Consider the following 12486-nt stretch of genomic DNA (forward strand, 5'->3'; position numbering starts at 1 on the left):
TGAATGCCTGAGCATCAAGACGCAGAAGAACCCATTCGCACTTTGCCGCAAGTTACTGATCAACGCCTCCCGCGCGGCTTATGATCAGTTACAGCTGCTTCTCGCAGCTACTGCGTAACATCAGTTTATAAGCTGCCAACCATGATTCACGCTGATATCCTTACTCGTCTGGCCGATACGATTGATGCCCGTAAAGGCGCCGACCCGGCGACGTCCTATACCGCCAAGCTGATGCACAAAGGGCTTGATGCCATCCTGAAAAAGGTAGGGGAAGAGGCGGTGGAAACGGTAATGGCCGCCAAGGACGGCGATAAACTGCACCTGGTGCGTGAAGTTGCCGACCTGTGGTTTCATACGCTGATTTTGTTGGCGCAGCAGGACTTGGGGCCTAACGATGTGCTGGCGGAGCTGGCGCGCCGCGAGGGCATTTCCGGCATTGATGAAAAGAACTCCCGACCCGAGTAAACGTGATGAGTGACAACTGCATTTTCTGCAAGATTGCCGCAGGGCAAATCCCAGCCAAGAAGATTTACGAGGATGGGGAGGTGATAGCTTTTCATGATATTCACCCCATCGCGAACGTTCACTTTTTAATTGTGCCCAAGCAACATGTCGAGTCGCTGCTGAGCGTTACGCCAGCCAATCAAGCATTGCTGGGCAGGCTTTTGACCTTGGCCCCGCAGCTCGCGCGTGAGCACGGGCTGGGCGACGGCTTTCGCACCATGATCAATACAGGAGCCAAGGGGGGGCAGTCGGTGTTCCATCTGCATCTGCATGTATTTGGTGGTGGCGGCAAAGCCGAAGCCATGATGGCGCAGCTGATCCAATAAGCAGCTGTGCAAAGTAATTTTCCCGCAGCGGCCCCAACCAGCTGCGTTCTTCAGGAGTAATGGCAATGGGTTCATTCAGCATTTGGCACTGGCTGATCGTACTGGTTATCGTGGTGTTGGTATTTGGCACCAAAAAGTTGGGCAGCATGGGTAAAGACTTGGGGTCGGCAGTAAAAGGCTTCAAGGAAGGAATGAAGAGTGAAGAAGAGCCACCAAAGATTCCTGAAAAGCAGGTAGATGGCAGCCGTGTGTTTGAAAACGATGCAGCCAAAGACAAGCGTTAAGCCGTGTTCGACATCAGCTTTGGCGAACTGATGGTGGTCGGGGCGGTCGCGCTGGTCGTCATTGGCCCTGAGCGCCTGCCCAAAGTAGCGCGTACCGTGGGTGCCTTGCTTGGCAGGATGCAGCGGTATGTCGCGAGTGTGAAGGCCGATATCAAGCGCGAGGTGGAGTTGGATGGCCTGCGCGAGCTTGAAGCGGAGATGAGCGAGGCGGGTCGTAAGTTGAGCGACGAGATCCGTGGCGGTATTGCACCGATACAGTCTGGATTACAAGAGGTTGCCGGTGATACACGCACGGCTTTGAGCGACCCGCAGCCCGAAACGCCGGCCCCACGTGCCGACGATAAGCAGTTCGACCTTTTTGCCCCGGTTGCGCCAAGCGCCCGTCCCGAGCGCGATCAGCGCTAGTTAGGTTCTTTTGTCCATGAATGCCGACCTGCAACCGCTGATCGAGCACTTGATCGAACTGCGTATGCGTTTGGTGCGCGCAGCCGGTTTGTTGCTGATAGTCTTTCTTATCCTGTTTCACTGGTCTGGCGATATTTATCATCTGCTTGCGCTGCCGATGATGAAAGTGCTGCCGGAAGGCAGCCGGATGATCGCGACGGACGTCACTGCCACCTTTTTCGTACCGCTTAAGGTTACGGGCATGGTGGCTTTCCTGATTACGTTGCCGCATTCGCTCTATCAGGCCTGGGCCTTTGTGGCGCCAGGGCTTTATCAGCATGAAAAGCGGCTGGTAATGCCGTTGATCTTCTCTAGCGTGCTGCTCTTCGCCGTTGGGATGGCCTTCGCCTATTTCCTGGTCTTCCCGGTGGTATTTGGTTTTATGGCTGCCGCTACGCCAGAGGGTGTATCGATGATGACCGACATCGATAAATACCTGAGTTTCGTCCTGGGTATGTTCATCGCCTTTGGCGTTACCTTTGAAACTCCGGTGATTGTGATGGTGTTGGTGCGCATGGGCTTGGTCACTGTGGCAAAGCTGCGTGAGATTCGCCCCTACGTGATTGTTGGCGCGTTTGTGGTTGCTGCGGTTGTTACGCCCCCCGATGTGTTGTCACAGGTCATGTTGGCGGTGCCGTTATGGTTGCTATATGAGCTAGGCGTGGTGTTGTCTGCATGGTTGATTGCGCCTAAGCCGGTTGCGGTGGCCGATGATCAAGCAGAGGGGTAGAGACACGTAGCACCAATAAAAAACGCCATCGACGATGGCGTTTTTTATTGCCTGCTACGGCTTATTGTTCTTCCTCACTATTATCGTCGATGGGGATAGGCAGTCGGGGGCGTTTGCCTATGGTAATCGATACTTCGACGGGCTTGCCTTTGTGGACTAGGGTGACAAGCACCTTGGAGTCGGGTGCTTGGCCGGCGACTTGATTGAGCATATCGGCAAAATTGGTTATGGCTTTACCGTTCACGGTGACCAACACATCACCGGGTTTTACCCCTGCTTTGTCAGCCGGCCCGCCGCGTACTACGCCGTTGATGAGCACGCCATCGGTGCTATTGAGCTTAAAGCTCCTGGCCAGCTCAGGGGTCAGGTCCTGCGTTTCCACGCCAATCCAGCCACGGGTAACTGCGCCTGCCCTGATGATTTCTTCCATCACGCTTTTGACCGTGGTGGCCGGGATGGCGAAGCCGATACCCATGCTGCCGCCCGTGCGGGAGTAGATGGCCCCGTTGATGCCCACCAGGTTGCCCTGGCTGTCTACGAGTGCACCGCCCGAGTTGCCCGGGTTGATCGCGGCGTCGGTCTGGATGAAGTTTTCAAATGTATTGATGCCAAAACCTGTGCGCCCGAGTGCGGAGACGATCCCCATGGTGACTGTTTGTCCAACGCCAAACGGGTTGCCAATTGCCAATACGATATCGCCAACATTCAACGTATCGACACGACCAAAAGTAATGGCTGGAAGCTGATCCATTTCAATCTTGATGACAGCCAGATCGGTCTCAGGGTCGGTACCCACCACCTGGGCTTCTGCACTACGGCCATCGGACAGCGCAACTTGGATTTCGTCCGCCGATTCGACCACATGGTTATTGGTCACGATATAGCCCTGGGTACTAACGATCACCCCCGAACCAAGGCTTGATGTACGCTGGCTTTCATTACCCTCAAGGCGGTCGCCGAAAAAGCGCCTGAATAACGGGTCGTCAAGGAGAGGGTGGCGCTTGGTATGCACCGCTTTACTGGTATAGATATTCACTACGCTGGGCATGGCGTGCTTGACCGCATCGCGATAGCCCGGCATACCGCCTGCCTGCTTGGAGAGGGCAGAGGGTGCAGTTTGCGTCAGCGTGACAACTTCAGCCATGCGTTGCGGCAGCCAGCTGGGCTTGAGCAGCGTCATCAGGAACCAGAGCGCCAAACCCGCCGTAGTGGTTTGTGCGAAAATCAGCCAAAGTCTTTTCATTGGATAGGGCGCTTGTGAGAGAGCCTTGGAAATATGCGCTATGTTATTGCGAGAATTAGAAAATTATACCGGACAACTGCTCGCTGCCGATCGTTTCCGGGACTATGCCCCAAATGGTGTACAGGTTGAAGGACGTGCAGAAGTCCGGCGTTTGCTATGCGGCGTCACGGCTAGCGAGGCGCTGATTGATGCCGCGATTGCTTGGCAGGCTGATGCGATTTTGGTCCACCATGGTTATTTCTGGAAAAACGAAGACGCGCGCATCGTCGGCATGAAGAAGCGTCGTTTGACCAAGTTGTTGCGAAACGACATTAGTTTGCTGGCTTATCACCTACCGCTGGACGCGCATGCCGAATTGGGCAACAACGCTCAATTGGCAGTCCGCTTGGGCTTGGTGGGTGATGGGTATGCGGGGGAGCAGGGTCTGATCTGGCTGGGGGTGCCTGATATCCCGCTGACCCTGGGTGAATTGGCAGCGCGCGCAGAGCATGCTTTGCAGCGTAAGCCGGTATTGTTGGGCGACCCCAATCTGCGCGTGAACCGGCTTGGGTGGTGTACGGGAGGGGCTCAAGGCTATTTCGATGTTGCCATTGCGCACGGTTGCGATGCGTATTTGACTGGCGAAGTGTCGGAACAGAACTACCATGCAGCGCTGGAGCAGGGCGTGGGCTTCCTGGCTTTAGGCCATCATGCGAGCGAGCGTTATGGTGTGCAGGCTTTGGCGTCGCATCTTGCGGGCAAGTTTGATCTGGATTGGTGCTATGTAGATCTGGATAACCCAGTCTAGATCAGCCTGTGGGGCAATAACCCCAGTGCTGCAAAGGCTTATGTAAGCGGGGCGAATCAGTTAAAATCGTACAGTTTTGGTTAGACCATTATTTTAAAAGTCAGAAAGTCAGGGACTGGGTATGACGAATCAAGTGGACAACAGCAAGCGGCGCTTCCTGACGCTCGCGACCGGCGCCGTGGGTGGTGTCGCCGTCGTCGCGGTCGCTACACCGTTCATTGCCAGCTTCTTCCCCTCAGAGCGCGCCAAGGCTGCCGGTGCACCGGTAGAGGTGGATATCAGCAAGCTAGAGCCGGGCCAGAAGATCGACGTGGAGTGGCGCGGCAAACCTGTGTGGGTTGTGAATCGCACCAAGGAAATGATGGACAACATGGCCAAGATCGAGGCCAAGTTGGTTGATCCGAGCTCAGAGGGCAGTGAACAGCCCGAATATGCCAAGAATAAAGGGCGTTCGCGTGAGGATAGGGCTAATGTACTCGTGGCGTTGGGGGTTTGCACCCATCTGGGTTGCTCACCGACGTTCCGGCCCGACCTGGCTCCGGCAGATCTGGGAGCGGAGTGGGTGGGCGGTTTCTACTGCCCCTGCCATGGTTCCAAGTTCGACCTCGCCGGCCGGGTTTACTCCGGCGTACCGGCCCCGAAGAACCTCGATATCCCGCCCTATAAGTACGTCAGTGAAGGCGTACTGTTGGTCGGTGAAGACAAATAAAAGAGGGAAGGCCTGAGATGAGCAAGCTGCAAGCCCTGGCGGGCAATGTGATGAATTGGGTGGACGATCGCTTCCCGGCGACCAAAATGTACAAGGAGCACCTCTCCGAGTACTACGCCCCGAAAAACTTCAATTTCTGGTACTACTTTGGTTCTTTGGCACTGTTGGTGCTGGTGATTCAGATCGTTACCGGTATTTTCCTGACCATGAACTACAAACCGGACGGCTCGCTCATTCCGGGCACCAATGTTTCGGTGGCGTTCATGTCGGTTGAATACATCATGCGTGATGTGGCCGGTGGTTGGCTTATCCGCTATATGCACTCAACCGGGGCTTCGATGTTCTTCGTCGTTGTTTATCTGCATATGTTTCGGGGGCTGGTGTATGGCTCCTACAAGCAACCACGGGAGCTGATCTGGATCTTCGGGATGATGATCTTCCTGTGCCTGATGGCTGAAGCCTTCCTTGGCTATCTGCTGCCTTGGGGCCAGATGTCGTTCTGGGGTGCGCAGGTGATTGTGAACCTGTTTGCTTCGATCCCGGTGATTGGTCCAGATTTGTCAGTCTGGATTCGTGGCGACTTTGTGGTTTCTGACGCGACGTTGAACCGTTTCTTCGCCTTGCATGTGATTGCCGTGCCGTTGGTGTTGCTGGCGTTGGTGGTTGCCCACTTGGTGGCGCTGCATGAAGTTGGCTCCAATAACCCTGATGGCGTGGAAATCAAGAAGAACAAGGACCCAAAGACCGGTATTCCGCTTGATGGCATTCCTTTCCACCCTTACTACACCGTCAAGGATATCTTTGGCGTGGCAGTTTTCCTGGCCATTTTCAGTTATGTGCTGTTCTTTGTGCCGGAAATGGGCGGCTTTTTCCTGGAGCATCCAAACTTCGACCCGGCCGACCCCTTGAAGACACCGCCGCATATTGCGCCGGTCTGGTACTTCACGCCCTACTACGCGATTTTGCGTGCCATTCCTTCTTTCCTGGGTACCCAGGTATGGGGTGTGATCGGCATGGGCGCCGCAGTGATGATCATTGCCTTGCTGCCTTGGCTGGACCGTAGCCCGGTCAAGTCGATCCGCTACCGTGGTCCTAAGTTCAAGGTCGCGTTGGTATTGTTCCTGATCGCGTTCATCTGCCTGGGTATTCTGGGTGCTAAGCCTTCCACCAATCTGCGCACTATTCTGGCCCAGGGGTTTAGCTTCATTTACTTCGGCTTCTTTATTCTCATGCCTTTCTACACGAAGAACGATGTAGGCAGCACACCGGTGCCGGCTCGCACGACCGAGAGCAACACCCAACGACAGCTTGCTTTCCTGGCTTATACGGCTCTGGCAATTGTCGGTTCGTTTGTGTTCGGTAAGCTGGTCTGATCGAGAGAGACAAGAACATGAAAATCAAGATTGCCCAAATCCTGGCGGCGTTCAGTCTAATCCTGCCAGTGGCTTTGCCGGTTCAGGCTTCGACTGAAGTGGCGCTGGATCGCTCGCCCAATGATGTCCGTGATGTTGAATCGCTTCAGCGTGGTGCTCAGCTGTTTGCCAACTATTGCTTGTCATGTCACGGGGCCACTGCAATGCGCTACAACCGTTTGCAGGACTTAGGTTTGAGCGAGGAACAGATCCGCAACAACTTGATGTTCGCTTCGGAGAAGATTGGTGAACCGATGCGTGCGGCGATGCAGGCCAAGGAAGCCAAGGTGTGGTTTGGCGCTACCCCGCCTGACCTATCCCTGATCGCCCGCTCGCGCGGGGCTGACTGGCTATATACCTACTTTCGCAGCTTCTACCTCGATAGCAGCCGTCCTACTGGTTGGAACAACACCGTGTTCGACAAAGTTGGCATGCCGCATGTGCTTTGGCAGCTGCAAGGTAATCTGGAGCTGAAGACGGTGGAAGGTCGTGCCGAAGCCAAGGGCGCTGTAGTGCGTTCCTGGGAAGCGGTGGAGCACGTCGATGGCAAGGAAAAAATATCGACCCACCAGTTGGTGTTGACCAAGGCGGGTGAATTGACCCGTTTGGAAGACGGCAAGGCGAACACCTTTGATTACGACAAAAAGGTGGCTGACCTCACCAACTACCTCGTCTGGATGGGCGAGCCGGCTCAGGTGACGCGTGAACGTATAGGTTATGGCGTCTTGCTGTTTTTGATCTTTCTGCTGATTCCCATGACCTACATGTTGAAGAAGGAATACTGGCGCGACGTTCATTAGGCGCTAGCGTCAGGTAAAGAAAAACGGAGGGCAATTCCTCCGTTTTTCTTTTATTAATCATCGGCTTATGTTTGTTTTCTGGCTTTTGCCATAAGCAAAATGCTAAAATCGAGCCTTATTTAATCAAGTTGCTGACGGAGAACCGATTTTTATGATGACTTTGTACTCAGGCACGTCCTGCCCCTTCAGCCACCGCTGCCGTATTGTCCTGTATGAAAAAGGGATGGATTTTCAGATTGTTGATGTGGATATCCATAACAAACCTGAAGATCTGGCGGTGATGAACCCGTACAACGAAGTGCCGGTACTGGTTGAGCGTGATCTGGTGTTGTATGAGTCGAACATCATCAATGAATACATCGATGAGCGTTTTCCCCATCCACAGCTGATGCCGGCTGATCCCATCATGCGGGGCCGTGCCCGTTTGATGTTGTTCAACTTCGAGCGTGAGTTGTTTGTGCACGTAAAGACCCTGGAAACCAGTGGTTCCACTAAAAAGGACCTGGAAAAGGCGCGTAACACGATTCGCGACAATCTGGGCCAGATCGCGCCGTTGTTTGCCAAGCAGAAATTCATGCTGGGCGAAGAGTTCTCGATGCTGGACGTGGCGATTGCGCCGTTGTTGTGGCGTTTGGAGCACTATGGTGTAGAAGTCAGCAAGCCGATGGCGCCTATCTTGAAGTACGCCGAACGCTTGTTTGCCCGCGCGGCCTTTATCGATTCGATGACGCCAAACGAAAAAGCCATGCGTAAATAATGTGAGGTTGGTTGCCGGTATTGTTGGGTATTGATAGCCATGCCGGCACCTGTGTTGTTTGTTTCACGTTTCTTCTTTTCTCACTTGTAGAGCGTATGAACTCTGTTCCAATCAAGCCTTATCTGATGCGTGCCATTCACGAATGGTGTTCCGACCATGGTCATACGCCTTACCTTGTTGCAGCGGTTAAAGGCAAGATGCAGGTGCCGATGGAGTTCGTGAAGAACGGTGAAATCGTGCTTAACGTCAGCTACAACGCTACCCGTAATTTGCAGCTTGGCGACGACTATGTGCGTTTCTCGGCGCGCTTTGGCGGTGTATCGCGTGACATCATTGTCCCTATTGGGTCCGTGGTTTCGTTGTTCTCGCGCGAGACGGGCGAAGGCATGGCTTGGGAGCCAGAACTTACCGAAGTCGTTGAGATGGATAGCGGCGAGCGGCCAGCATCGTCGTCATTGCGTTCAGTGGTGCAGGAGCTGACGGAACAAGTGGCAGCAGAGCACGCGGACCAAGACAAGCCTGCTGTAGGGCCTGACGATGAGCCGACCCCGCCAGCGCCATCACCTGGGCGTGGTCACCTACGCATCGTGAAATAAACAACACGTAAAAAACGGCACTGAACAAGTACCGTTTTTTTTTATTGTTTATGCTGCTACGTCAGGTGCATGCTCACTATCGCTTGGGGGGGCAACTGCTGTGCGTGGTTTACGGGTAAGTACTGCAGCAAAGAAGCCGTCGCAGCCCTGTGCTTTGGGAGTGAGTTGTAGATAATCCCCCGTGTTCAGTTCTACGCGTTGCTCGGCCAAGACAGTGCTGGCGGGCAATAAATTAAAGTCAGGGTGTGCCGCCAGGAAGGCTTCTACGATGCCTTGATTCTCACGAGGCAAGATGCTGCAGGTGGCGTAAACCAGTCGTCCACCAGGCTTCACCAAGCGGGCTGCCGATGCAAGGATGGCTGCTTGCTTGACGTTGAGTTCATCCACCGATTGGGCAGTCTGGCGGAATTTCAGGTCTGGGTTGCGCCGCAGGGTGCCGAGTCCCGAACAAGGCGCATCGACCAGAACACGGTCCAGCTTGCCGGCCAATCGTTTGATCCGTGTATCGTTTTCGTGCTCAATCCGTTGTGGCTGCACATTGGACAACCCAGAACGGGCCAAGCGTGGCTTCAGATTGGCCAAGCGTTTTTCTGATACATCGAAGGCGTATAGCCGGCCGCTGGAGGCCATCAGCATGCCCAGCAGCAGCGTCTTGCCACCCGCGCCGGCACAGAAGTCCGCTACCATCTCACCTCGCTTGGGGCTGACTAGAAGGCCAAGCAATTGGCTGCCTTCATCCTGGACCTCGATGGCACCCTCGTTGAATAAGGTGTGCTTGTTGACGGCGGGGCGGCCTTCGAGGCGTAACCCAAATGGTGAGTAGGGTGTTTCGGTGGCTTCAAGCCCCAGCGCCGCCAACTCGGCCTTCACCGATTCACGCTTCATTTTCTGTGTATTCACGCGCAGATCAAGCGCAGCGGGTTGGGCCAGCGATTGGCCGAGTGCGAGAATGGCTTCGTCACTCATGCCGCTGGCCTGCAATTCGCCGGCTACCCATTCAGGCAGCTCTGCCCGCTCGCCCAACGTCAGCGTTTCCACCTTGAATGCCTTGACGCCTGCCAGGAAGGCGCGCTCATCTTCACGTGAGACGATAGGGTCGAACTCGCGTAGATTGCGCCCACCACGAATCAGCCAGGCCAACAACATGCGGCGCGGGGAAGTGTCGGGCGCACAGATGCGATCCAGCACGAATTTCTGGCGCAGCACGCCGAAAACGGCTTCGGCGATAAAGGCGCGGTTTTGGCTGCCGAGTTTTGGGTTCTCGCGAAAGAAGCGCGACAGTACCGCATCGGCGGGCGCACCAAACGATAAGGCGGCGCGCAGTGCGTCGAGGGCGGCATGGAAGGCGTCTTGATTGAGGGGCGGCATTGATTAGTTAGTCCAATTGATATTCGATGGTTTTGGCGACAAGTTGCAGTTCGCCCTTGTCGTCGTGGCGGATGATTTTCACTGGCAGATTTCCCAGTGTTGGAGCAAGCCAGATTTCGGTTGCTTCGGTACCGTCTGGTGAGATCCAGACACGGGTGGTGTGCGATTTGCCCATGAGGGTGAGTTTGTTGGGAGCCGCTTCTTTGAAGTGATCTTCCCGGAGTTTGCGACCCGTCATGACCTGCATGACGGGTGCGGGTTTGCTGCCCAGCCAACTGAGTTGGAAGGGGAGCGCATTCAAGTCCTGTGCACCAATGCTGAGTTTGCCGGTTTGCAGTGACTCGGTCTTGCCGTACGTCACCTCTTGCTTGTCCCAGTCAAATTTTGCTTGAGTGCGCGGTTGTTTGTTGCGACTGCGAAACTCGGCATAGTCGCTGGGTTTGAGGCCTTTTTCCGTGACATCGCCGGTGCTTTGATACCGAATATCCGGCCCCAGAATGGGCCGCAGCTCGGTGTTGAGCTCATAACGGCCATTGTTGAGAGTCCAGCGCTGGGTGGCCTCACCCACGGGAAAGCCCCCAAGGTTGGCTTTGTAGACGATCACGGCTTGGCTGGGTAGCGGATTTGCCATGCTGAAACCGTGGATTAGCAAGGCCAGCGAGCTGCTAAGCCAGAGTTTGCGATGATTTTGCATGGTTGCACTTCCTCTTCAATTTGTTAGCTTGCACCTTAATCGACACTGACTGAGCGTAAGCTGAATCAGGCGGGGGCAGGGCAGCCGTGCTGTCAACGATCCCGTGTAGGTCGTTCCGGCTTGTTAAGCACAAGTTGGCCATCAATACGGACTTGGTTGGCTTTCAGGTCGATCACCTTGTCGCCATCCGCCATCTTGATTCGTACCGGTAGATTGTTCCATGCGGGCGCAAGGTAGAACTCAAACCGCCGCTGCTGATGGGTGCCCGTCAATAGCAAGGTCGTTATCCGTTGGTTGGACAACTGCAGTTCGATTTCGCCCTTGAGCGTAAATGGTACTTGATAGCTATGTCTGCCACTCAGGATCTGCATATTGAAGCTGGGCAGCTTGTCTCCAAGCAAAGCGAATTGGTAGGCTGCTGAAAACATATCTTGAGCACCCTCTTCCAACGGTAGTTCTTGCTGCTTGTCAGGCTCCCCCAAGCGTACGGTTTTGTTGGGCCAGTTGAATTCTGCCTGTGAAGTAGGTTGGCTGTTGCCATCCTTACCGTCGCGGAATAGCAAGGGGCGAAGACCATAGCGCCCGATTTCCCCTTGGCTACGTAATTCTCTACCTTCCAGTTTTATGCGGGTCGTGATCTCGTAACGCTTACCCTCGGCGCGCCAGCGATGTTCCGCCTCGATAACCCCAAACGCGACATAGTTGATATCCACACTACGGGGAAAAGTCGTATCCACTAGCGGCCGTTGGGTCGGAGAGGCGGGGGGCTCGGCTGGTGGCGTTGGCGCACTCTGTTCCGCACCGGTTTCGTCGGGGGTGCTTGTGGAGGGTAATTCGGGCGCTTGTGTGACGGTAACTAGCTCGGCAGGGATAGCTGGCGCGATCGGAACAGGCTTGGGCGAGGCTTTTTTTGGCGCACGTTGGGGTGGTCTACCAATTTGTATGCTGAATATGCCATTCGGCAGCGATTCCGACTGTGCATGGGTGTCTGCTTCTAGTGACTGGCTTTTCAGGCGTCGATCGGTGGGCTTGAGCTCAAATGCGTCATCTTCCGACGCTGCTTGCCACCAGCGCCAGGCGCTGTCACCAGTGGCCAGCAATACATGCAAAAGGAGGGACACCATTAAGGCAAACAGAAGACGAAGCAGGCGTGACGACAACATCGGAAAGAGCTTAGTCCTGCACGTGGACGCGTAGTCCGTCGATTTGCAGCCGACCTTCTACAAACGCGCGGACGATGGTGGGATAGAGGAGATGCTCTTCAACGATGACGCGGGCAGCCAAAGAGTCGGGGGTGTCGTCGTCCAGCACCGGTACTGCGGCTTGGGCTGCAATGGGGCCGTGGTCGAGTTCGGCGGTGACGAAGTGGACTGTGCAGCCAGCCAGCTTGCAGCCTGCCTCCAGAGCCCGCTGGTGGGTCTGCAAACCGGGAAAGGCCGGTAGAAGGGAGGGATGGATATTCAGCATCCGCCCTTCATATTGGCGGGTGAAGGCAGGCGTAAGAATGCGCATGAAGCCAGCCAGTACAACCAGGTCGGGTGAAAAACCATCAATGGCGGCTTGCAGGGCGACATCAAAATCCTCGCGGCTGGCATATTGCTTGTGGTCCAGCGCAATGGTAGGAATGCCCTGTGCAGCTGCCCAGGCCAAGCCGGCGGCATTAGGCCGGTTGGAGATGACAGCGGCAACCTGGGCACCACTTATCTTTGCTTCAACGATGGCCTGCATATTCGAGCCGCGGCCCGAGATCAGGATGACTATCTGCTTCAAAACCGATTACTCCCAAGGCACTGTCGCCGTCATGGTTTGTGTTGGAGACAAAGACGAAGTGT

At 55.1% G+C, this 12486-nt stretch carries 16 protein-coding genes; 11 read left to right on the plus strand and 5 right to left on the minus strand.

From position 1 onward, the window contains the following. Positions 1 to 141 precede the first annotated feature (141 nt). The 5 genes from CSQ89_RS11630 (at position 142) to tatC (ending at position 2288) form a co-directional block, all read left to right on the plus strand. Positions 142 to 465, plus strand: coding sequence for a phosphoribosyl-ATP diphosphatase (locus CSQ89_RS11630; RefSeq protein WP_099406329.1), 324 nt, complete (start codon positions 142 to 144; stop codon positions 463 to 465). Positions 466 to 470: 5 nt separating this feature from the next. Then, positions 471 to 830: a histidine triad nucleotide-binding protein gene (locus CSQ89_RS11635; RefSeq protein ID WP_099406330.1), complete on the plus strand. Its 360-nt coding sequence runs from the start codon at positions 471 to 473 to the stop codon at positions 828 to 830. 65 nt (positions 831 to 895) lie between these two features. Next, positions 896 to 1114: a Sec-independent protein translocase subunit TatA gene (gene tatA, locus CSQ89_RS11640; RefSeq protein ID WP_099406331.1), complete on the plus strand. Its 219-nt coding sequence runs from the start codon at positions 896 to 898 to the stop codon at positions 1112 to 1114. A 3-nt stretch (positions 1115 to 1117) separates the two neighbouring features. Next, positions 1118 to 1519: a Sec-independent protein translocase protein TatB gene (tatB, locus tag CSQ89_RS11645; protein WP_099406332.1), complete on the plus strand. Its 402-nt coding sequence runs from the start codon at positions 1118 to 1120 to the stop codon at positions 1517 to 1519. A 16-nt stretch (positions 1520 to 1535) separates the two neighbouring features. Continuing rightward, positions 1536 to 2288 (plus strand): twin-arginine translocase subunit TatC, encoded by a 753-nt coding sequence (gene tatC, locus CSQ89_RS11650; RefSeq protein WP_099406333.1) that lies wholly within the window; start codon positions 1536 to 1538, stop codon positions 2286 to 2288. A gap of 61 nt (positions 2289 to 2349) precedes the next feature. On the opposite strand, the gene CSQ89_RS11655 is transcribed toward tatC, so the two are convergent. Beyond that, positions 2350 to 3531, minus strand: a complete 1182-nt coding sequence (locus CSQ89_RS11655; RefSeq protein WP_099406334.1) for a Do family serine endopeptidase — start codon at positions 3529 to 3531, stop codon at positions 2350 to 2352. Positions 3532 to 3571: 40 nt separating this feature from the next. On the opposite strand from CSQ89_RS11655, the gene CSQ89_RS11660 reads away from it, so the two are divergent. From CSQ89_RS11660 to CSQ89_RS11685, 6 genes are all read left to right on the plus strand, one after another. Next, positions 3572 to 4318: a Nif3-like dinuclear metal center hexameric protein gene (locus CSQ89_RS11660; protein WP_099406335.1), complete on the plus strand. Its 747-nt coding sequence runs from the start codon at positions 3572 to 3574 to the stop codon at positions 4316 to 4318. Positions 4319 to 4439: 121 nt separating this feature from the next. Then, the gene (gene petA / locus CSQ89_RS11665) at positions 4440 to 5027 is read left to right on the plus strand and encodes a ubiquinol-cytochrome c reductase iron-sulfur subunit (protein ID WP_099406336.1); all 588 of its coding nucleotides are present in this window, start codon (positions 4440 to 4442) and stop codon (positions 5025 to 5027) included. 17 nt (positions 5028 to 5044) lie between these two features. Then, the gene (locus CSQ89_RS11670) at positions 5045 to 6400 is read left to right on the plus strand and encodes a cytochrome b (protein ID WP_099406337.1); all 1356 of its coding nucleotides are present in this window, start codon (positions 5045 to 5047) and stop codon (positions 6398 to 6400) included. Between the two features lie 17 nt (positions 6401 to 6417). Then, the gene (locus CSQ89_RS11675) at positions 6418 to 7239 is read left to right on the plus strand and encodes a cytochrome c1 (RefSeq protein ID WP_099406338.1); all 822 of its coding nucleotides are present in this window, start codon (positions 6418 to 6420) and stop codon (positions 7237 to 7239) included. 151 nt (positions 7240 to 7390) lie between these two features. Beyond that, complete coding sequence (locus tag CSQ89_RS11680) at positions 7391 to 7996, plus strand: glutathione S-transferase N-terminal domain-containing protein (protein WP_099406339.1); 606 nt, start codon at positions 7391 to 7393, stop codon at positions 7994 to 7996. A 95-nt stretch (positions 7997 to 8091) separates the two neighbouring features. After that, on the plus strand, positions 8092 to 8592 hold the full coding sequence (locus CSQ89_RS11685) for a ClpXP protease specificity-enhancing factor (protein ID WP_099406340.1): 501 nt from the start codon (positions 8092 to 8094) through the stop codon (positions 8590 to 8592). 48 nt (positions 8593 to 8640) lie between these two features. Here CSQ89_RS11685 and CSQ89_RS11690 read toward each other — a convergent pair whose 3' ends face one another. The 4 genes from CSQ89_RS11690 to purN all read right to left on the minus strand — a co-directional run bounded on the left by CSQ89_RS11690 (position 8641) and on the right by purN (position 12424). Beyond that, complete coding sequence (locus CSQ89_RS11690; RefSeq protein WP_099406341.1) at positions 8641 to 9960, minus strand: RsmB/NOP family class I SAM-dependent RNA methyltransferase; 1320 nt, start codon at positions 9958 to 9960, stop codon at positions 8641 to 8643. A gap of 7 nt (positions 9961 to 9967) precedes the next feature. Then, positions 9968 to 10654, minus strand: a complete 687-nt coding sequence (locus CSQ89_RS11695) for a DUF3108 domain-containing protein (RefSeq protein ID WP_099406342.1) — start codon at positions 10652 to 10654, stop codon at positions 9968 to 9970. A gap of 92 nt (positions 10655 to 10746) precedes the next feature. Then, on the minus strand, positions 10747 to 11778 hold the full coding sequence (locus CSQ89_RS11700; RefSeq protein ID WP_158228978.1) for a DUF3108 domain-containing protein: 1032 nt from the start codon (positions 11776 to 11778) through the stop codon (positions 10747 to 10749). A gap of 49 nt (positions 11779 to 11827) precedes the next feature. Then, entirely contained in the window at positions 11828 to 12424 is a 597-nt protein-coding gene (gene purN / locus CSQ89_RS11705) for a phosphoribosylglycinamide formyltransferase (protein WP_099406344.1), read from the minus strand. Positions 12425 to 12486: the final 62 nt, after the last annotated feature.

This window comes from Chitinimonas sp. BJB300 (genome assembly GCF_002735695.1).
Taxonomy (GTDB): Bacteria; Pseudomonadota; Gammaproteobacteria; order Burkholderiales; family Chitinimonadaceae; genus Chitinimonas.